Genomic DNA, 18774 nt, shown 5'->3' with positions numbered 1-18774 from the left:
TGCGATGCCCAAGCGATCGTACCCACGGTTCGCGGATCGATGATGCTTGGCATAATCGTTTCGCGCGCGTCATGATGGCAATGGCAGCGCATTTGCTGCCGAACAAGAAAGGTAAGGTGTATGCAACTTGCCGATCTGTGCTTGATCCTCGGCATGCTCTTCGCCTTCGCGACCTTGGTCGTGAAGATCATCGAAGTGTCACGCAAAGGCTAGGTGCACGGGAGGGGCTCGATCTAGCAGTCGAGTCCCAAACGTATTGAGCCCCGGCCGCTAGCACGACCGAGGCTCAAACAAGAAAGGCGGTGTATGCAACGCCGGTACAGTACATGCGCTACACCGGTGTGAATTTCAAGATCACAGCACCTCGAACAACCCGGCCGCGCCCATGCCGCCGCCGACGCACATCGTGACCACGACATACTTCGCACCGCGACGCTTGCCTTCGATCAGCGCGTGGCCGGTCGCGCGCGCGCCGGTCATGCCGTAGGGGTGGCCGATCGAGATCGCACCGCCGCTGACGTTGAGCAGTTCGTCGGGAATGCCGAGGTTGTCGCGGCAGTACAGCACCTGCACTGCGAACGCCTCGTTCAGTTCCCACAGGCCGATATCGTCCATCTTCAGGCCGAAGCGCTTGAGCAGCTTGGGGATCGCCACGACGGGGCCGATGCCCATCTCGTCGGGCTCGGTGCCGCCGACCGCCATGCCAACATAGCGACCGAGCGGCTGGAGACCGCGCTGCGAGGCGATCTTCTCCTCCATCAGCACCGACGACGACGAGCCGTCCGACAGCTGCGACGCGTTGCCGGCGGTGATCGTGAAGTCGGGACCCATCACCGGCTTCAGCGACTGGAGGCCCTCCAGCGTGGTGTCGGCGCGGTTGCCTTCGTCCTTGGTGATCGTCACGTCCTTGTACGTGACTTCCTTCGTCTCCTTGTTGACGATGGCCATGTTGGCGTCGACCGAGATGATCTCTGCGTCGAAATAGCCGGCGGCCTGCGCGGCGGCGGTGCGTTGCTGCGACTGGAGCGCGTAGGCGTCCATCGCGTCGCGGCTGATGCCGTAGCGCTTGGCGACGACCTCGGCGGTCTGCAGCATCGGCATGTAGACGTCCTTGTGCATCGCGATCAGCTGGGGATCGGGGGCGACGCGCATCTGCGGGGTCTGGACGAGACTGATGCTCTCGACGCCGCCGCCGATCGTGATGTCCATGTTGTCGGTGATGATCTGCTTGGCGGCGGTGGCGATCGCCATCAGGCCCGACGCGCACTGGCGGTCGACCGACATGCCCGAGACGGTGACGGGCAGCCCCGCGCGGAGCAACGACGTGCGCGCGATGTTGCCGGCCTGGTGGCCCTGCTGGAGCGCGCAGCCGAAGACTACGTCGTCGACTTCGGCGCCGTCGATGCCGGCGCGCTCGACCGCAGCCTTGATCGAATGCGAGGCCAACGTGGGGGCGGGGGTGTTGTTGAAGCCGCCGCGATAGGCGCGGCCGATGGGCGTGCGGGCGGTGGAGACGATGACGGCTGAACGCATGGGTGTTCCTCTTCTTCACTCCCCTCCCGCATGCGGGAGGGGTTGGGGGTGGGCGCCCGGCCAAAGCGGGCGAAACGGTCGTGGAGAGCGGCAGCCCACCCCCCGGCCCCCTCCCGCAAGCGGGCGGGGGAGAAGCATCAAACGAAGACCTGGCTGATCCATTCGGCGATCAGAGCTGGCTTTTCCTGGCCTTCGATCTCGACGGAGAAAGCGTTGGTCTGCTGCCACTGGCCGGGGCGCTTTTCGTCGAACGAGAGCAGCTTGAACCGGCCGCGGACCTTCGAGCCGGAGCGGACGGGGGTCAGGAAGCGGACCGAGTTGCCGCCGTAATTGACGCCCATCTTGGCGCCCTCGATGGTCGGCGCATCGGGCACCTTCGACGACAGTAGCGGCATCAGCGACAGCGTCAGGAAGCCGTGTGCGATCGTGCCGCCGAACGGGGTCTGCGCCGCGCGGACCGGATCGATGTGGATGAATTGATGGTCGCCGGTCGCGTCGGCGAACTTGTCGATCATGGCCTGCGTGACCTCGACCCAGTCGGAGACGATTTCCGTGCCGATACGGGCCTGCATCTGGGCGGTAGTGATCGTTGCCACGGGGTTCCTCTCTGGTTGGCGCTGAACGCTAATGCGTCTCTAAGCGCGTCATCAAGCCTCCTGCAAGCCTCGACCAACCTAAAAGTGGAAAAACCCGTATCTACCAAGGCGCGGGTGCGAACCCGATATTCTAAACCTCGGTGCGCGCCTGCCTGCCTTCGGGGTACGGCATCACCACCGAGCCATCCGGCGCGGCCATCATGTTGACCTGGGTCGGGAAGGCGATCTCGATCTTTTCGTCGTTGAACCGCTTCAGGATCGCAATGCCTACCGCGGTGCGGCCATCGTAGAAGCTCGCATAATCCGGCCCCTTGCTGTCGAACTGGACCTCGAAATCGAGGCTCGACGCACCGAAGCCGGTGAAGCCGGCGCGGGTGAAGATCTTGTCGTTGGCTTCGACGATCTCCTTCAGCATCGCGGGGATACGCGAACACACTTCCGGGGGCGTCGAATAGGTGACGCCGATGATGAATTTCGCGCGGCGGTGGTTGCGTTGCGTGTTGTTGAGGATCTCCTTGTTGAGGAGGTTCTTGTTCGAGATCACGCGCTCCTCGCCGTCGATCCCGCGGATGCGCGTGGATTTGAGGCCGATCGCCTCGACGCTGCCCGAGGCGGTGTCGTAGCTGATCGAATCCCCGCGACGGAACGGACGGTCGAAGATGATCGCCAGCGCTGCGAACAGGTCGGCGAAGATGCCCTGCGCGGCGAGGCCGATCGCGATGCCGCCGACGCCGAGACCTGCGACAAGGCCGGTGACGTTGACGCCGAGATTGTCGAGCACCACCACCAGCGCGACCGCGAACACCACGAAGGTGACGAGCAGGCGGATCAGGCCCATCGCCGAGAGCAGCGCTTCACCCGAATAATGTTCGGACTGCGTGCGGTGCTCGATCGCGCCGAGGATGATCTCGCGCACCCATACGGCGGCCTGGAACACCGCGGCGACGGTGAAGAGGAAGTCGATCGTCTTCGATACCTCGCCCGGCGCGGCGGAATAGCCGGACACCAGTTTCGCCGCGAGCATGACGATGAAGAAGTTACCGGTGCGCGCGATCGCCTTGCCGACGACGATGCCCCAGCCGTTGAGCGCGCGGGGGCGTTCGCAGAGCTTGCTGCCGAAGCGGCGTGCGGTGTGGAGGACGATCACGATGACCGCGCCGATCCCGAATGCGATCAGGATCTGGAGCCAATAGGCCTGGACCCACGCGAAGCTGGCGGTGACGAAGCCTTGGGCCTGATCGCCGACGTCGCTCGCGTCGAAGATCGGTTGTTTGGCGGCGGTAGTGTTGGACATGGGAATACTCGTCAGGCCGCTTTTGCGATGGTTGCGGGCGTGCCGGCTTCGAGGAAGGTGATCAGGCCACATTCCTCGCGGCTCATGTAGCGCTTGGCGCGGGGGAGGCGGAGGGCCTTGCGGAAGGTACTTTGACCGGTCTTCACGAGCGCGATCAACGACGGGTGAACATAACTCTTTCGCGCGATCGCATGCGTGTTGCCGAGCCGCGCGACGACGGGTTCGAGCATCGCCTTGAGGCTAAGGTCGCGCTCGGCCGACGCGAGCGCCTCGAACGCAGCGACGCTGGCAGCCCAGGTACGGAAATTCTTGGCGGTGAAGTCGGTGCCGGTGACGTCGCGGATGTAGCAGTTCACGTCGGTCGAGGTGACGGGATGCGCGACGCCCGCGTCGTCGAGCCACGCGAACAGATGCTGCTCGTCGAGGTCCTGGCATTTCTTGACGAAGCTGCTGAGTGAGCGATCGGTGATCCTGAGCGTCCGCATCTTGCCGGACTTGCCCTTGTACTGGAGTTTCAGCGTCGCGCCCTTCACCTCACCGTGGCGCTTGCGCAGCGTGGTCGCGCCGAAGCTCTCGTTCGCTTCGGCATAGGCTTCGTTGCCGATGCGGATGTGACCGCCATCGAGCAGGCGGATGACTGCGGCGACCGCGCGTTCACGGGTCAGCGAGCGTTTGCGAAGGTCGGCCTCGACCGCCTTGCGGATCTTGGGGAGGGCGTGGCCGAAATCGGCGCAGCGCTCGTATTTGGCGGCTTCCTGCGCCTCGCGGAAGCCGAGGTGATAGCGGTATTGTTTGCGACCCTTCTCGTCCCAGCCGACCGCCTGGATATGGCCGTTCGGCTTGGGGCAGAACCACGCGTCGCGGTAGGCGGGGGGCAGGGCGATCGCGTTCAGTCGGTCGATTTCGTCGCGGTCGGTGATGCGCTCGCCCTTGGCATCCCAATAGCCCCAGCCGTTCCGCATCTTCTTGCGGGTGATGCCGGGCTTGGAGTCGTCGGAATACACGATCTTGATGGGCAATGCGGGGGTCCTTCTCCTCTGGAAATGTTCGGGAGGTCGCATCGTTCCGGAACGACGGGCGTGGCGCGGTGTTGAGAGGGCACGGGATTCACTGGAGACATGACATGACCGATCTTTCCCAAGCTCGCGTATTGATGCTCGCTGCCGATGGTTTCGAGACTGTCGAACTGTTCGAACCGAGGAAGGCGCTGGAGGCGGCGGGCGCTAAGGTGACGCTGGCGTCGATCAAGACCGATCCGATCCAGGGCATGAAGGGCGACATCAACAAGGCCGAGACCGCGACGCCCGACCTGACGCTCGACGAGGTCGATACCGACGATTACGACGCGCTGGTGCTGCCGGGCGGCGTCGCCAATCCTGACACGATGCGTCAGGAAGAGCGCGCGATCGAGATCATCACGGAGTTCATGGAAGACGGCAAGATCATCGCCGCGATCTGCCATGCGCCGTGGCTGCTGGCCGAGGCGGATGTGATCGACGGACGCCGCGTAACGAGCTTCCCGTCGATCCGGACGGACCTGGAGAATGCGGGCGCGGACGTGGTGGACGAGGAGGTCGTGGTGGACGGCAATCTGATCACCAGCCGCAAGCCGGATGATATCCCTGCGTTCAACAAGGCGATCATCCAGGCGCTGGAAGAAGAGCTGGCCGACGAGCCGGTGGACTGATCTGTTCCCCTTCCGCTTGCGGAAGGGGTTAGGGGAGGGGAGCGGGCGCTAACCTTACGGCCGCCCCTCCCCCAACCCCTCCCGCAAGCGGGAGGGGAGCCTGTTGAGCCACCGTTGGGCGGGGCGTTCTATCAGGTGATAGAGCGCGATCGAGGCTAGCAGTACCAGCCCGAGGTACAGCGCGATCTTCGCTGCCGACACGGCATTTGCATCGCTGACGAAGGCGAGCTTGAAGGCTTTCCACAGGATGAAGTGGCCGAGATAGGTCGCGTAGCTGATCTCGCCGAGATAATGGATCGGGCGCGTTTCCAGCGGATTGTGCGGGCGGCCGGTAGTGAGCGCCAACAGCAGCAGAATGGCGGCGAAGAGTGCGGGGACGACCAGCGTTTCCGGCACGCCGACAGCCCAGAACGTTGCCAGTGCCGCAGTCCCGAGCGCGACAAATAGCGCCGCGCGCTTACCCCGCCATCGTAGCCACAGCGCGCAGACGATACTGCCGGTGGTGAATTCGACCAGGCAGCGCAGCAGGCCGTAGCGCGGGATGTCGGTGCCGAGCGTCGGCGCGTCGATCGCCAGATGCAGGCCGAGCAACAGCACCGCCGCGATCGCCAGCAACGCCACGCTCGGCAAACGCCGCCAGTCCACCGCCATCACCAGCAGCGGAAACAGCAGGTACGCGCCGAACTCCGCGCTGATCGACCAGGCGGGATCGTTCCAGGCAAGGTGATGGGTAAAACCCCAGTTCTGGAGCAGCAGGACGTGCAGTGGGAGTTCGGGAAACACGAATTGCGGATCGCTGCGGCCGGTAGCGCGCAGCACCAGCGCGAGCGCCACGGCGCCGGCCAGCGTCACCAGATGCAGCGGCCAGATCCGCGCGATGCGCTTTTGCAAGAAGCGGGGCACACCTGCCCACCCTCCATTCAGGCCGCCGGTGCGGAGGCGGTCGTTCCAGGTCAGCCAGATGACGAAGCCGGACAGCAGGAAGAAGAAATCGACCGCCAGATACCCCTTGGCGAAAACGTCGCGCATGCCGTCGGGCAGCCCGGCGATCGACAGGCGGATGTGGTAGAGCACGACGAACCACGCCGCGATCCCACGGACGCCGGTCAGCGCCCTTAGTTCGCGAACGGGCGGGCGGTCGGTCACGCCGGGCCGGTCACGCAGCACCGCGACGCATCGATCGGAAGCTCTGCTCGCCGCGCTTGCGAGTGAGGTAGGTGTCGAGGCCGATCTGCGCGCCGATCAGCATGTAGATGAACGGCTGGAACGCGATCGCGATGAACGCCGCGCCGAGCAGGTAGACCAGGTGACCGCTCTGCAACGCGGTCGCGAGCGGCCCCGCCCAGCCGAACTCGCCCTCCGGATCGCGATAGCGGCGGCGGATCACCTCCATGCGGAAAATACCGATGAGATTGATCGACAGCCACAGCGCGAGCCCAAAATAGCCCTGTTCGCCGAGCATCTCGAAATAGGCGCTGTGATAGGCGCGAGCCTTGTCCGCCTCGACCTTCTGGCCGGCGGGCAGGGGGCTGCCGTCGGCCGTTTTCAGGTCATAGCGGATGCGGTTGCCGCGATACGCCTCGAAGCCGCCGCCGAACGGATGCGTTTTGGCGTATTCGATCGTCCACTGCCACACCGCCAGCCGGGTCGAGGCGGATTCGTCGGCCTGGTAGGACTTGATGGTGTTCATCCGGTCGGTGAAGGTCGACGGCAGAAACGGCACCGCGGCCAGCCCGAGCACGGCCAGCATCAGCAGGTACAGCGTCTTACGCTTGACCGTCCGGATCGACAGGACCGCGAGCAGCCCGACGCAGAGCAGGCCGGTGCGCGTCGAGGTGCCGACCGGGATCAGCAGGCAGGCGAACACCAAAGCGACGCAATAGGTCTTCACACGCCAGTCGGGCTTGAAGATCGTCCCGTGACTCATGAACCAGATGATGATCGGGATGATCGCGACCGCGACCGCGCTGATCGTGCTGCCCTCGTAGAGCCCCGAATTATTGTCGACCATCAGGTTCAGCTGGCCATAGCCGCCACCGCCGCTGGCGATCGTCTTGATCCCGCCGACGATGACGATCGACGATGCCGACAGGATCATGAACAGCAGCAACGCCTCGATCCGCAGCCGGGTGCGCAGCGTCAGCGGCAGGAAGGCGGCGAAGATCAGCGCCTTCCACACCCAGTCCCACTTCTCCTTGGCCTCGGCGGGGAAGTCGGCGGCGAGCATCGTGATCCCGCAATACAGCATCAGCAGGACGATCAGCACCTGCCGCCCGCCGACCCGCGTATCGCGCTTGTCGTCGGCCAGCACCCAGCCACCGACCGCCAGCGCGACCGCGATCAGCGAGATCGGGACGGTGTTGAGCAACAGATAGGTGAGGCGCTGCGGCGAGACGATGTCGATATAGACATAGACGAGCACGAGCAGGAACGGCCGCTTGAACCCCATCGCGAAGAACGCGCCCAGGAAGGCGATGAAGGCGAGATCACGCACCGGGGCGGGGCTTCCCGGGCGGGCGCGTCGTGTCGGCCTTGTCGTGCGGGCTCGGTTCGCGGTCCAAGTCGGGGCGCTTGAGCAGCAGGAACGCGGCGAGCATCATCAGCCCGTGGCTGAGGCCGAGCGCGAGATTGTCGATCATGGGGACGGCCTCCTTCCTGTGAGGGCTTGCGAGTTTCGTGCGTAGCCATAGTCGGTTGACGCGCCGTTAAGCGATCTGTGGCAGATGCCGTCGACGATGCGTATTCTCCATATTCTCGATCACGGCCTGCCGCTGCAGAGCGGCTACACGTTTCGCACGCGGGCGATCCTCAAGGCGCAGGAGGGGCTGGGCTGGACCGTCGCGGCGGTTACCGGACCGCGGCACGGCAGCGCACCGGCCTCCGTGGAGTCGGTTGATGGCCTGACCTTCCACCGTACGGCGGCAGGGGTAAGGCCGGGCCCGGTCGGCGAGGTCGGGGGAATCGCGGCGTTTGCCAGGCGGATCGAGGCGGCGGTGGATGCCTTCAAGCCCGATATCCTCCACGCGCATTCGCCGGTGATCGACGCGCTCGCCGCGCTGATCGTCGCGCGCAGGCGGAAGTTGCCGCTGGTGTACGAGATCCGCGCGTTCTGGGAGGATGCGGCGGTCGGCAACGGGACGGGGACCGCCACGTCGCTACGCTACCGGGCGACGCGGGCGCTGGAGACTTGGGCGGTGCGACGTGCGGACGCAGTGGCGGTTATCTGCGAAGGCCTGCGCGGCGACCTGATCGCGCGGGGCATCGCTGCGGACAAGATCATGGTGTCGCCCAACGGCGTCGATCTCGACCTGTTCGGCACCGCGCCGCCGCGCGACGATGCGCTCGGCGCGGAACTGGGTCTCGATGGCGCGGACGTCGTCGGGTTCATCGGCAGCTTTTACGATTACGAAGGGCTCGACGATCTCATCGCGGCGATGCCGGCGCTGGTCGCAGCGCGTCCCAGGGCGCGGTTGTTGATGGTTGGCGGCGGGCCGATGGAGGCGGCATTGCGCGCGCAGGCGGAGGCATCGCCGGTGGCCGACGCGATCCGCTTCGTCGGGCGCGTGCCGCATCAGGAGGTCGAGCGCTATTATGGGCTGGTCGATATCCTCGCCTATCCGCGCAAGCGCATGCGGTTGACCGATCTCGTCACACCGCTCAAGCCGCTCGAGGCGATGGCGCAGGGCCGATTGGTGGCGGCGTCGGACGTCGGCGGGCACCGCGAACTGATCCGCGGCGGCGATACCGGCACGCTGTTTCCGCCCGACGATCCCGCGGCGATCGCGGCTGCGCTGGCGGGCATGTTCGCGGATCGCTCGGGCTGGGACGAGCGCCGGGCGCGCGGCCGCGCCTTCGTGCAGGCAGAGCGTAACTGGTCGTCAAACATTCGGCGCTATGATCCTATTTATAGACGGCTGATTGCAGCCGCTGCACAGGAAAACTGATGGTCGCGCATGTCCGCCAGACTTTGATCCGATCGCTGCCGCTTTATGGGGCGGTGGCTGGCGGCGTGATCGCGGCGATCGCGTTCCTGCTGCTGCCGACCGCGACGCTGGAGACGCTGGTGTGGACCACCGGCGTCGCGGCGCTGGTACCGGCCGCCGCACCGCCGCTCGGGACGACCGCGCGGCTGCTGCTCGCGCTTGGCAGCGGGGCGCTGGTCGCGGCGGTGCTGTGGTCGTCGCTGTTCCTGCTGTTCGGACCCGGCGGGCTGCTGGCCAAGCGGGTGCCGCGTGAGGATGGCGTGCCGGTCATCCGCCGCGCCGACGCACATCCCGATGCGCCGCCCCGCAAACCCATGTCCGCGGCCGATCTCGGCACGCCGATGATGGAGGTCGGCGTCGGCTCCAGTGGCGCGCGCGACGAGCGGACGATCCCGGTCGATCTCGATCTACCGCTCGCCGCGTTCGATCCCAAGGCGATCCTGCCGGTGCCGATGGAGCCGGTGCGCCCGGTTTCGCCGTTGGCGCCGGTTTCGCCGCTGGCTCAGGTGACGATGGTGGCGCCGGTGATCGAGGCGGCGGCGACGGCGGAGCCCGATACGTTCGTGACCGCCCCCTTGGTGGAGCGGGTGGAGCGTCCGGTCGAGGCGGCGCCCGACGACGCGCCTGAAATCTCGGAGATTCCGGAGATCAATGCGCCGACCCCGATTGCCCGGCCTGCGCCCATGGCGAGCGAGCCGACCACGCCGCCGACGATCGAGGCGCTGCTGCGGCGGCTCGAACAGGGTGCGTTGCGCCGCGGGCGTATCGGTACGCATTGAGGCGTAGCGTCGCGCTCGCATGAGCGAGCAAGCCTCGGTCAAACCTCAAGCCGCGAAGGCACTTTTCGACCCGGCCGCTTGGCGCTGCCATACCCGACCTGATCGAAAGCGCTTTTTCTCGCTTGCCTGCTCTGATACCCATAACTCGAAAACATCGAGGAGGGATCATGGCCGAAACCATCGCGGACGAGCCTGAACGAGGCGCGTCACGCTACGCCTGGTACGTTCTTTCGGTCCTGTTCCTCGTCTACGTGCTGAACTTCGTCGACCGCCAGATCATCTCGATCCTGGCCGAGGACATCAAGCGCGACCTGGGGCTGAAGGACCAGGATCTCGGCTTTCTGTACGGCACCGCGTTCGGCGTGTTCTACTCGCTGTTCGGCATCCCGCTCGGGCGCCTCGCGGACAATTGGCACCGGGTGCGGCTGATGACGATCGGGTTGTCGCTGTGGTCGGTGATGACCGCGCTGTCGGGATTTTCGAAGACCGGCGGGCATCTCGCGGCGGCGCGGATCGGCGTCGGGATCGGCGAGGCGACTGCGAGCCCTTCGGCGTACTCGATCATCTCGGATTATTTTCCGAAGCGGCTGCGCGCGACCGCTCTCTCGATCTACTCCGCGGGCCTGTACGTCGGCGGCGGCTGTTCGTTGTTCATCGGCGGGTTGATCGTGCAGGGCTGGAACAAGGCCTATCCGGGGGGCGGGCCGCTCGGGCTGGTCGGGTGGCAGGCGGCGTTCATGGCGGTCGGCGTGCCGGGCTTGCTGCTCGCGGTGTGGATCGCGACGCTGAAGGAGCCGATCCGCGGGCTGGTGGAAGGCTTGCCCGAACCGGAGAAGCATCCGGCGCCGTTCCGCGCGTTTGGCGCAGAGCTGGTGACGATCGTGCCGCCGCTGACGCTGATCGGCGCAGCGATGGGCGGTGCGAAGGCGCTGGCATATAATCTGCTCGCGCTCGCAGTCGTGGTTGCGGCGGTGTCGGGGCTGATCGCGATCGGCGAGCCGTGGCCGCAATGGGTGGCGATCGGAATCGGCGTCTATGCGGTGTTCTCGTGGGCATCGGCGCTGAAACGTCGCGATCCGCCGACCTTCGCGCTGATCGTCGGCACGCCGGCGTTCCTGTGCACGGTGGTGGCGTACGGGCTGAACGCGTTCCTGAGCTATGCCGCGAGCTTCTGGGCGGCGCCCTATGCTCTGCGCGAATTGGGCGCGACGCCGGCATCGGCGGGGTTCATGATCGGCAGCCTTGGCGCGACGGCCGGGTTCCTGGGGCTGACGATCGGCGGCGTGGTGTCGGATCGGCTGCGGCAGGGCAATCCGGCGGGCCGGTTGTGGGTGGTGATCTTCGGCGCGGTGGTGCCGGTGCCGTTCCTGATCCTCGCCTTCACCGCGTCGTCGCCGACGGTGTTCTATACGGGGATATTCCTGGCGCAGTTGACCGCATCGTGTGCGCTCGGCGCGGCGGCAGCGACCACGCAGGACATGGTGTTGCCGCGGATGCGCGGGACCGCGACGGCGACGTTCTTCATCGGGACGACGCTGATCGGGCTGGCGCTCGGGCCGTATATGGCGGGGCGGGTGTCGACGCTGACAGGGAGCCTGTCGACGGGCATGCTGTCGTTGCTGGTGGTGACGCCGATCACGATGGCGTGTGCGATTGCGGCGTATCGGCTGGCGCCTAGGGCTGAGGCGACGCGAGAGGCTCGGGCGCGGGCTGCGGGGGAGACGGTGTGACCTTTGCGATCCTCCCTTGGCGGGGGAGGATCGCGCGGTTTGTGGTTCCTCGTGACACGAACCCACTTCCGTTCGTCCTGAGTAGCCGTCGAGCAGCTGCGTCGGCAGCGTATCGAGATGGCGTATCGAAGGACAGGTCGGCGCGCGGGACCTGTGCTTCGATGCGCGCCCTCGATACGCTTCTTCGAGGCTACTCGGTCTCTACTCAGCACGAACGGCAGGTGGGGTTATGCCGACGGAGGTTGCGATCACCCCAACCGAAGCTGGGGATCACTCCGATCAAGGCTGGTATCACCCCGCCTGGAACACGCCGCAGGCGATGCGGCCGCCGCTGTTGCCGGCCGGATCGGTCATCATGTCGTCCGGACCCGCATGCACCACGAAGGCCGAGCCGTCCGCATCCATCAGGCCCGCCATCGTCGCGCCGGGGATCGTGATGCCGATCGTGCCGCGACCATCGGTGCCGATGATCAGGTTGGGCAGGTCGCCCTCATGCGGGCCCTGCGGGTTCATGCTGCCGTGCTTCATGCCGGTCGGGTTCCAGTGACCGCCCGCGGTGGTGAAGTCGGGTGCGTCGCAGCGGCCGACCATGTGGATGTGTGCGCCGTGCGTGCCGGCGGGCATCGCCTTCGCGTCGAGCGTGAAGCGGATACCGCCCGCGACTTCGGTGGCGGTGGCGCGGCCGACATCGGTGCCGGTCGCGGTCTGGAGCATCGCGGTGGCGCGCTGGCCCCCCGCAACCGGCGTGCCGGTGTCCATGCCGCCCTTTTCGCAGGCGCTCAGGCCCATCGTCGCCGCGCCGAGCAGTGCCAGTGTCGCAATCCGCATGTCGTCTCTCCCTGTTGATATCTTGGCGAACCCTTCGCCGTCGCTCAGGTTCCGCCCCCGGTGTCGAGCGCCCAGCGTGCGACCGGTTCATAGGTCGCGCCGTCGCGGCCGAGACGGCTCTGGTACAGCACGAGATGGGGCAGCGGGAAGGGCGCGCTCGACAGCGCGGCATGATCCGCCAGCCAGCCGTCGACGGCAAATCCGACGCCGGCCGACCGAGCCAGTCGCGCCACGGTGATATGCGGCAGATACGCGCGGCGTTCTGGCTCGAGCCCAGCCCGGATGCATGCCTGGTCGACTTTCCGATGGAGCGCCGTAAGCGCGGCATGCGGTGACACCCCGGCCCACAAAGTATCGGTCCGTCCGCGCGTCTCGAACCGCCCGACCCCGGCAAGCGAGACGCTCGGCACTGGTGCGACCATCTGGCCCAGCGCGACCGCGACATCCTCGGCGACCGGCCGCTCGAACTCGCCGATGAAGCGCAGCGTCACGTGCAGCTGTTCGTCGTCCTGCCAGCGCGCCGACGGCACGCCCTCCATTATGTCGAGCAAGCTCCGACGGATAGCGGGCGGGGGGCGGAGGGCGACGAACAGGCGGATCATATATTGACCGATGTTAGCCGCGAACCACGGCGCAGATGCAACCACTCTGCTTGAAAAGCGTCCTGTAAAAGACGATATTCACCGTAATCGGCACCATGCCGGACAAAGGAGCTGATTTCACCATGGCTAATTGGTCTGACCCCCGGCCCCGCGCCGCGCCGTTCGGAACGACGGCCACGGGCCAGCGTACCGAGGCCTATGACGCTGGCCTCCGCTCGTACATGCTGTCCGTCTACAATTATATGGGCTCGGCAGTCCTGCTCACCGGCATCGTCGCGATGCTGTTCGCGATGGGTGGCGCAGAATCGCCCGCCGCGCAGGTGTTCATGAACGGCGGCCCGCTGAAATACGTCATCATGTTCTCGCCGCTCGCGATCGTGTTCGGCATGAGCTACGGCCAAAACAAGATGTCGACCGGCACGATGCAGCTGCTCTTCTGGGGCTTCGCCGTCCTGATGGGCCTGTCGATGTCGACCATCTTCCTGGTCTATAGCGGTACGTCGATCGCCGGCGCGTTCTTCGCCACCGCAGCCGGTTTCGCTGGTCTCAGCCTGTACGGCTACACCACGAAGCGCGACCTGTCGGCGTTCGGGACGTTCCTGATCATCGGCGTCGTCGGCCTGCTGGTCGCGAGCCTGATCAACGTGTTCCTGCAGTCGGGCGTGATGCAGCTGGTCATCAGCGGCGTTGGCGTGCTGCTGTTCGCAGGCCTCACCGCCTACGACACGCAGCGTACCAAGGCACTGTATGCGCAGGTCGCGGGCACCGACATGATCGGCAAGGTCGTGATCATGGCGGCGCTGAGCCTGTACCTCGACTTTATCAACATGTTCATGTTCGTGCTGCGTCTGTTTGGTAGCAGCCGTAACTAACTCCCGCTAAGGGTGTGACGAACGCAGGGCTCGGCGGGACACCGCCGGGCCCTTTTTAATTGGCCTTGGGACAGGAATGGGACGCGCAATGCGGCTCTCGATCGACGTGCGTCTGGATTACGGGATCACGGGGGATGCCGACGTGCTCCTCCAGATCGAAGCGGCGGCGATGGCCGACCAGACGATCGAGTCCGAGTCCCTCACCCTGTGGTCCGACAGTCCGATCAGGGCGGTGCGCGGCGAGGACGGGATCGGCCAGCGTTGCTGGTCGCGCGGGCATGGCCGCTTTACCGCCGAGTATAAGGCGATCGTCGCGGTCAAGCGCGAGCGGGTCCAGCTCGAGCTGTATCCGGCGACACCGCCGCGGATGCTCGATGGCGAACTGACGCCGTACCTGATGCCGAGCCGCTATTGCCCATCCGACCGCTTCGAGGGGTTCGTCGCGCGCGAGTTCGGGGGGCTGGAAGGTGGTCCGCTCGCGGCGGCGCTGACCGAGTGGGTGTACCAGTCGCTCGACTATCGCTGCGGATCGAGCAGTGGCGAGACGACTGCGCTCGATACGTTTGCATCCCGTTCGGGGGTGTGTCGCGATTATTCGCATCTGCTGGTGTCGCTCGCGCGCGCAGGAGGCATCCCGGCGCGGTGTGTGTCGGCCTACGCGCCCGGCGTGGATCCGCCCGATTTCCATGCGGTCGCGGAGCTGTGGTTGGCGGGGGACTGGCGGCTGATCGATGCGACCAAGATGGCGACCTGCAGCGATATCGCGCGGGTCTGTGTCGGCCGCGATGCGACGGATATCGCGTTCATGACGGTGTTCGGCCAGGCGTATCTCTGGGAGCAGACGGTGAAGGTCACACCGCTGGATTGAGGGCTTCTGCAAAGCTCGTCGCGGGGAAACAAAGCGCGCTTGGACCGTTGGTCATCGCCAAGATTAAAAAGGGACGTCGCAATGACCGACATAGACAAGAGCGCGCTGGACAGCCTTTCGGTGGCGCCCGACGACAAGGACGCCGAGGGCAAGAGCTCGGGCCGCGATCCGCGCCAGGAAGCGGGTCAGGACAAGTCGATCGCCAAGCGCCTCCAGAAGAACCCCGACAGCGCCGACGCACGCCTCGACAACGGGCTCGACGAGTCGATGGACGGGAGCGACCCGATTTCGGCAACGCAGCCGGGCTCCGGCAGCGGGCCGGCGGCGTCGTCGGGCTATGACGAGGCTGCCGAGCGGGCGTTGCGCGAAAAGCAGGCGTAACCCTCGCATCTGCTCAACGAATGGGCGCCGGTCGGCAGCGACCGGCGCTTTTTTGTTGCCCGGAATCCTCGCAAGACGATTGAATCGCTTGATTTCGTTCGGTTCGTCGCAGCGTTGTTGCGGTGCAACAGCTTTCATGGTCGCTTGGCGTTACGGAAAGATGACGCGCGATAGGGTCGTTGTTAACCATCCGGGCGCATAGTCTGCCGGTTCCTTGACGAGAGCGGGGTGACGACATGGCTTCCAGAATGAAACCGGCACAGGGCTCGATGACGCTGGCCGAGATGAAGGAGTTTGCGGGCTTTCCGAGTTCGACGCAGCGCTATATCCGGCGCTCGCTCGACGTCGGCCTGGACCGCGAGGATGCGATGCAGCGCTGGTCGCGCGACGTGGTCGAGGCCGCGAGCATCCGGGCGCAGTCGCGGCTGTACAACAACCTTCCCGATCTGCGCGCGATGGTGCCCGACGACAGCGGCCTCGACGCGATCGAGCCTTTCCTCGCGCCGCTGATGACGCTCGTCGCGTTCGATCTGGGGCAGGGGCGGCTGACCAGTTTCTCGGCGCTGCGCTTCCTGTACGAGCGGCTGATCGGTGCGGAGGTTCGGCCGTGGCTGCCGTCCGCCTTCTGCGCCGCCGCCGCGCTGCCGCATCTCCATCCGGAACTGCGCCGGAAGCTGCTCCAGTCGATCAGCGAAGCCGCGGCCACCGCATCGGGCTGGTCGAACCGTCAGCCGGCGTTCTTCCCCTATTGGGTTGAGAAGGTCGATTCGGGGACGACGCTGGCGAACTGAGGTTTATCCTCTGGTCGTGTGCTGAGCCCTTCCACGATGTTGCGACCGAGTCTCACAAACCACCCCGGCGAAGGCCGGGGCCCAATTGGTGAGATTGAAGTAACGATGGGCAGCCCTTCGTTTGGTCAGGTCTCCTAATTGGACCCCGGCCTTCGCCGGGGTGGTAGCGAGGGGGGTATCACCGGCATGCGCGCCAGCCCGTCGCGCCGCGGTTGGCCTGGTCGAGATGCAGGTGATCGGCGTGCGCGGCGTTGTAGTCCGGCGATAGCGTCGTCGCGAACAGCGTGCAGGCACCGTCGCGGACCTCGCGCAGGAACGCGGCCTTGGCACCGTCGCCTTTCCAGTCGCGGGCAACCGTGATTCGGGTGCCGTCGGTGAGGCGAAAGCCGGCGATATCGATCGCGTCGGCCGTCGAATGCTCGCTCCAGTTGCCGGCATCGCGACCGTAGATCCGGCGGCAACTATAGCTGCCGAAATGATCGACACTGGCAACGCGCGCGCCGAAATGACGTTGAGCGGCGGGCTGGACGACGTCCCATTCCCACATCGACAGTGCTGCGGCGACCGGGCAGGCGACGCCTAGGCCCGAGGGCGTGAACGCGATCCGGCGCGCGCCGGTATCGGCAAGCCGGACGCCATCCGCATAGCCGCATTGCCCCTCGCCCTTGCGTGGCGGCAGGACGGTGTAGCGCACGCCGGCACGATCGAGCAGCGCGCGGCATTGCGGAAAATCCTCGGTCAGCGCGGTGAGTTTGCGCCCCGTGAACATGCCGATCGGCTGGCCGAGATCGAGCGGCGCCCAAGGCAGATCCTGTGGCCGTCCGCGCAGCGATGCCCACAGCATCATGCCGAGCACGCCGACGATCGCGATTCCGACGATCCACCCGATCGTCCGCCGTACCGCGCGCATCAGCCGCGCACCGCATCGCTCATCGGTTCGGCGGTGACGGGATAGCCGAGGTCGTCGGGGATGCAGAGATACTCGACGCCGTCGCGGCGTTCGCTCCACGGGGTCACGGTGCGGATCGGAAACGCCCGCGCATGTGCGACCGCCGACGCATGATCGGCGAACTGCGCGAGCCGTTCGAGATTGCGGCGCGTCGGGAAGATGATCGTCGCCCGCCCGGCATCGGCCTCCGCCAGCACATCCGCCGCGGTCGCCCAGAGCAGGCGGACGTTCTCGGTCGCATCGACCCGCGCCTCCGGCACATCGGCAGGCATGTCGGCGGGCAGGCGCGCGAGATAGAAACGCGTGTCGAAGATCCGGGCATGCGCGTGCGCCGGCCGCCAGCGTGCGAAATATTCCAGCGCATCGAGCGCAAGCGACGTGCCTGCTTCGGCCAGCGCTTCGCCGAACGCGGCGCCAGTGTGAAGGGCCGCGCGCAATCGCTCGAACGCGTCGGGGGACGGTATGGGCGACAACCCGACCGGCAGGCCCGCCTCCTCGATCGTCTCGCGGATCGCGGCGATGCGCGCCGCGGTCTCGTGGTCGGGGCTGCCGAGAAGTGCGGCGAGCGCATGATCGCCTGGGTCGACTCGTCCGCCCGGAAACACCAGCGCCCCGCCGGCGAACGCCATCGCCTTGGCACGCTCGACCATCAGCAGTTCCGGGGGGCCGGCTGGCGTGTCGCGGAAGATGACGAGCGTCGCTGCGGGGATGGCGGGGGGGAGCACGTCGGTCATTGGCTTTGGTAACGCGCGAGGGCGGGATCGGGTAGCGTCGTGAGGTGGCGTTACTCAGAGGTGGGGAGGTGCAATCCGGCGCAGTTAAGCTTGTTCTCCCGCGAAGGCGGGAGTCCAGTCTGGGTCCCCGCCTTCGCGGGGAAACAGGGAGACGCTCGGTTGTAAGCCGTCAGCCCGCGAGCATCGCGGCGAGTGCGGGAGTCAGGTATTCGCGGGCGGTGCCGTCGATCATCGTGACCAGGCGTGCGGCGATGCCGTGGACGCGCGCGAGGTCGATGCCTTCGACTGGCCCCAGCACCGTCAGCGCGGTCGCCCAGGCGTCCGCCTCCAGCGCGGTTTGGTCGATCACGCTGGCTGATACGACGCCGGTGTCGATCGGTCGGCCCGTGCGTGGGTCGAGCGTGTGTGCGCCGCGCCGATAGTCGCCCGAGGTCGCCACCGCCATCCCGTGCAGCGCGATTCGCAGAGAGGGGAACGTCAGTCCCGGCGGGCTTTCCAAGTCGACCCACCAGGGGTCGCCGTCCGGCTTGATCCCGCGACCGACGAGTTCGCCACCGATCTCGACCAGCGCGTTGCCGATACCCGCATCGCGCGCGAGGTCGGCGATGGCGTCGACGGCGTGACCCTTGGCGATGCCCGACAGGTCGAGCGCGACGCCGCCAGGTTGGCGGAGATGCGCGCCGGCAGGGGAGAACGACAGCCGGGACCAACCGGACGCCGCGCGTGCGATTTCGATTTCGGGTGCGCTGGGAGGCGCGGCGACCGCAATCGGGCCGAACCCCCAGATGTCGACCAGCCGGCCGATCGCCGGATCGAATGCGCCGCGGGTCGTCTCGGCGATCGTCAGCCCGCGCGCGATCACGTGCGCGAAATCGGGCGGAAGGGTCGTCCACGTGCCTGGCGCCGAGCGGTTGAAGCGCGACAGCAGCGAATCCGGCGCCCAGTGGCTCATCTCCGCGACCAGCCCCGCCAGTCGCGCGACGATCGCCTGGCGGAGCGACGATAGATCGGTGCCGGCGGGCGCGGCAAGACGCACGCTCCAACGCGTCCCCATCGTCTCGCCGCCGAGGTCCAACATCACCGCTGCCGGATCGCGCGCCGCGAACGCCGCGGCGTCGATCGTCGGGGGCAGTGCTATCCGCAAGGC

General features: G+C 66.5%; 20 protein-coding genes. 8 read left to right on the top strand and 12 right to left on the bottom strand.

Annotated features, from left to right (window positions below; all coding sequences use genetic code 11):
* Positions 1-354 precede the first annotated feature (354 nt).
* The 4 genes from VH567_RS08290 to VH567_RS08275 form a co-directional block, all read right to left on the bottom strand.
* Positions 355-1533 carry an acetyl-CoA C-acyltransferase gene (locus tag VH567_RS08290; protein WP_423324931.1) on the bottom strand — a complete coding sequence of 393 codons (1179 nt, stop codon included), beginning with the start codon at positions 1531-1533 and terminating at the stop codon, positions 355-357.
* Between the two features lie 137 nt (positions 1534-1670).
* Positions 1671-2105, bottom strand: coding sequence for a MaoC family dehydratase (locus VH567_RS08285; RefSeq protein ID WP_423325030.1), 435 nt, complete (start codon positions 2103-2105; stop codon positions 1671-1673).
* 154 nt (positions 2106-2259) lie between these two features.
* A complete protein-coding gene (locus tag VH567_RS08280; RefSeq protein WP_423324930.1) occupies positions 2260-3423 on the bottom strand; it encodes a mechanosensitive ion channel family protein in 1164 nt (387 codons plus the stop codon).
* 11 nt (positions 3424-3434) lie between these two features.
* Entirely contained in the window at positions 3435-4484 is a 1050-nt protein-coding gene (locus tag VH567_RS08275; RefSeq protein WP_423324928.1) for a DNA topoisomerase IB, read from the bottom strand.
* 62 nt (positions 4485-4546) lie between these two features.
* Between VH567_RS08275 and VH567_RS08270 the strand changes: the two genes are divergently transcribed.
* The gene (locus tag VH567_RS08270) at positions 4547-5110 is read left to right on the top strand and encodes a type 1 glutamine amidotransferase domain-containing protein (protein WP_423324926.1); all 564 of its coding nucleotides are present in this window, start codon (positions 4547-4549) and stop codon (positions 5108-5110) included.
* A 54-nt stretch (positions 5111-5164) separates the two neighbouring features.
* Here the strand turns inward: VH567_RS08270 and VH567_RS08265 are convergent, their stop codons facing one another.
* Genes VH567_RS08265 through VH567_RS08255 form a run of 3 tightly spaced genes read right to left on the bottom strand, consistent with a single transcriptional unit; the run spans position 5165 to position 7749 of the window.
* Positions 5165-6256: an acyltransferase family protein gene (locus tag VH567_RS08265; RefSeq protein WP_423324924.1), complete on the bottom strand. Its 1092-nt coding sequence runs from the start codon at positions 6254-6256 to the stop codon at positions 5165-5167.
* 10 nt (positions 6257-6266) lie between these two features.
* Positions 6267-7604: a putative O-glycosylation ligase, exosortase A system-associated gene (locus VH567_RS08260; protein ID WP_423324922.1), complete on the bottom strand. Its 1338-nt coding sequence runs from the start codon at positions 7602-7604 to the stop codon at positions 6267-6269.
* On the bottom strand, positions 7597-7749 hold the full coding sequence (locus tag VH567_RS08255; RefSeq protein ID WP_423324920.1) for a hypothetical protein: 153 nt from the start codon (positions 7747-7749) through the stop codon (positions 7597-7599). The genes VH567_RS08260 and VH567_RS08255 overlap by 8 nt, the downstream gene beginning before the upstream one ends.
* A 96-nt stretch (positions 7750-7845) precedes the next feature.
* Here VH567_RS08255 and VH567_RS08250 point away from each other — a divergent pair, with 96 nt between their 5' ends.
* The 3 genes from VH567_RS08250 to VH567_RS08240 all read left to right on the top strand — a co-directional run bounded on the left by VH567_RS08250 (position 7846) and on the right by VH567_RS08240 (position 11602).
* Entirely contained in the window at positions 7846-9054 is a 1209-nt protein-coding gene (locus VH567_RS08250; protein ID WP_423324918.1) for a TIGR04063 family PEP-CTERM/XrtA system glycosyltransferase, read from the top strand.
* Complete coding sequence (locus VH567_RS08245) at positions 9054-9872, top strand: hypothetical protein (protein WP_423324916.1); 819 nt, start codon at positions 9054-9056, stop codon at positions 9870-9872. The genes VH567_RS08250 and VH567_RS08245 overlap by 1 nt, the downstream gene beginning before the upstream one ends.
* A gap of 167 nt (positions 9873-10039) precedes the next feature.
* Positions 10040-11602, top strand: a complete 1563-nt coding sequence (locus VH567_RS08240; protein ID WP_423324914.1) for a spinster family MFS transporter — start codon at positions 10040-10042, stop codon at positions 11600-11602.
* A gap of 291 nt (positions 11603-11893) precedes the next feature.
* Here VH567_RS08240 and VH567_RS08235 read toward each other — a convergent pair whose 3' ends face one another.
* Together VH567_RS08235 and thpR are read right to left on the bottom strand one after the other, a co-directional pair.
* A complete protein-coding gene (locus VH567_RS08235; RefSeq protein WP_423324912.1) occupies positions 11894-12430 on the bottom strand; it encodes a superoxide dismutase family protein in 537 nt (178 codons plus the stop codon).
* A gap of 44 nt (positions 12431-12474) precedes the next feature.
* Positions 12475-13032, bottom strand: coding sequence for an RNA 2',3'-cyclic phosphodiesterase (thpR, locus tag VH567_RS08230; RefSeq protein ID WP_423324910.1), 558 nt, complete (start codon positions 13030-13032; stop codon positions 12475-12477).
* A 122-nt stretch (positions 13033-13154) separates the two neighbouring features.
* On the opposite strand from thpR, the gene VH567_RS08225 reads away from it, so the two are divergent.
* The 4 genes from VH567_RS08225 (at position 13155) to VH567_RS08210 (ending at position 15944) form a co-directional block, all read left to right on the top strand.
* Positions 13155-13904: a Bax inhibitor-1/YccA family protein gene (locus tag VH567_RS08225; RefSeq protein WP_423324908.1), complete on the top strand. Its 750-nt coding sequence runs from the start codon at positions 13155-13157 to the stop codon at positions 13902-13904.
* A gap of 88 nt (positions 13905-13992) precedes the next feature.
* Positions 13993-14772, top strand: a complete 780-nt coding sequence (locus tag VH567_RS08220) for a transglutaminase-like domain-containing protein (protein ID WP_192974415.1) — start codon at positions 13993-13995, stop codon at positions 14770-14772.
* Between the two features lie 81 nt (positions 14773-14853).
* Entirely contained in the window at positions 14854-15153 is a 300-nt protein-coding gene (locus VH567_RS08215; RefSeq protein WP_423324906.1) for a hypothetical protein, read from the top strand.
* Between the two features lie 236 nt (positions 15154-15389).
* Positions 15390-15944 carry a hypothetical protein gene (locus tag VH567_RS08210; protein ID WP_423324904.1) on the top strand — a complete coding sequence of 185 codons (555 nt, stop codon included), beginning with the start codon at positions 15390-15392 and terminating at the stop codon, positions 15942-15944.
* A 178-nt stretch (positions 15945-16122) separates the two neighbouring features.
* Here VH567_RS08210 and VH567_RS08205 read toward each other — a convergent pair whose 3' ends face one another.
* From VH567_RS08205 to VH567_RS08195, 3 genes are all read right to left on the bottom strand, one after another.
* On the bottom strand, positions 16123-16854 hold the full coding sequence (locus tag VH567_RS08205) for an extensin family protein (protein ID WP_423324902.1): 732 nt from the start codon (positions 16852-16854) through the stop codon (positions 16123-16125).
* Entirely contained in the window at positions 16854-17627 is a 774-nt protein-coding gene (locus tag VH567_RS08200) for an NUDIX hydrolase (RefSeq protein ID WP_423324900.1), read from the bottom strand. Before VH567_RS08200 ends, VH567_RS08205 begins: the two co-directional genes overlap by 1 nt.
* 169 nt (positions 17628-17796) lie before the next feature.
* Positions 17797-18771, bottom strand: coding sequence for an FAD:protein FMN transferase (locus VH567_RS08195; RefSeq protein WP_423324898.1), 975 nt, complete (start codon positions 18769-18771; stop codon positions 17797-17799).
* Positions 18772-18774: the final 3 nt, after the last annotated feature.

This window comes from Sphingomonas sp. 4RDLI-65 (assembly GCF_049472435.1).
GTDB lineage: Bacteria > Pseudomonadota > Alphaproteobacteria > Sphingomonadales > Sphingomonadaceae > Sphingomonas.
Note: the sequence above shows the minus strand (reverse complement) of the source record. Positions and strands in the feature narration are given on the sequence as shown.

Bases quoted from the DNA above. Each gene is read 5' to 3' on its own strand.
- VH567_RS08215 (WP_423324906.1), top strand. From the start codon at position 14,854: ATGACCGACATAGACAAGAGCGCGCTGGACAGCCTTTCGGTGGCGCCC.
- VH567_RS08285 (WP_423325030.1), bottom strand. From the start codon at position 2,105: ATGCAGGCCCGTATCGGCACGGAAATCGTCTCCGACTGGGTCGAGGTC.
- VH567_RS08245 (WP_423324916.1), top strand. From the start codon at position 9,054: ATGGTCGCGCATGTCCGCCAGACTTTGATCCGATCGCTGCCGCTTTAT.
- VH567_RS08200 (WP_423324900.1), bottom strand. From the start codon at position 17,627: ATGACCGACGTGCTCCCCCCCGCCATCCCCGCAGCGACGCTCGTCATC.
- VH567_RS08240 (WP_423324914.1), top strand. From the start codon at position 10,040: ATGGCCGAAACCATCGCGGACGAGCCTGAACGAGGCGCGTCACGCTAC.
- VH567_RS08280 (WP_423324930.1), bottom strand. From the start codon at position 3,423: ATGTCCAACACTACCGCCGCCAAACAACCGATCTTCGACGCGAGCGAC.
- VH567_RS08290 (WP_423324931.1), bottom strand. From the start codon at position 1,533: ATGCGTTCAGCCGTCATCGTCTCCACCGCCCGCACGCCCATCGGCCGC.
- VH567_RS08275 (WP_423324928.1), bottom strand. From the start codon at position 4,484: ATGCGACCTCCCGAACATTTCCAGAGGAGAAGGACCCCCGCATTGCCC.
- VH567_RS08270 (WP_423324926.1), top strand. From the start codon at position 4,547: ATGACCGATCTTTCCCAAGCTCGCGTATTGATGCTCGCTGCCGATGGT.
- VH567_RS08250 (WP_423324918.1), top strand. From the start codon at position 7,846: ATGCGTATTCTCCATATTCTCGATCACGGCCTGCCGCTGCAGAGCGGC.
- VH567_RS08210 (WP_423324904.1), top strand. From the start codon at position 15,390: ATGGCTTCCAGAATGAAACCGGCACAGGGCTCGATGACGCTGGCCGAG.
- VH567_RS08225 (WP_423324908.1), top strand. From the start codon at position 13,155: ATGGCTAATTGGTCTGACCCCCGGCCCCGCGCCGCGCCGTTCGGAACG.
- VH567_RS08205 (WP_423324902.1), bottom strand. From the start codon at position 16,854: ATGCGCGCGGTACGGCGGACGATCGGGTGGATCGTCGGAATCGCGATC.
- thpR (WP_423324910.1), bottom strand. From the start codon at position 13,032: ATGATCCGCCTGTTCGTCGCCCTCCGCCCCCCGCCCGCTATCCGTCGG.
- VH567_RS08235 (WP_423324912.1), bottom strand. From the start codon at position 12,430: ATGCGGATTGCGACACTGGCACTGCTCGGCGCGGCGACGATGGGCCTG.
- VH567_RS08255 (WP_423324920.1), bottom strand. From the start codon at position 7,749: ATGATCGACAATCTCGCGCTCGGCCTCAGCCACGGGCTGATGATGCTC.
- VH567_RS08220 (WP_192974415.1), top strand. From the start codon at position 13,993: ATGCGGCTCTCGATCGACGTGCGTCTGGATTACGGGATCACGGGGGAT.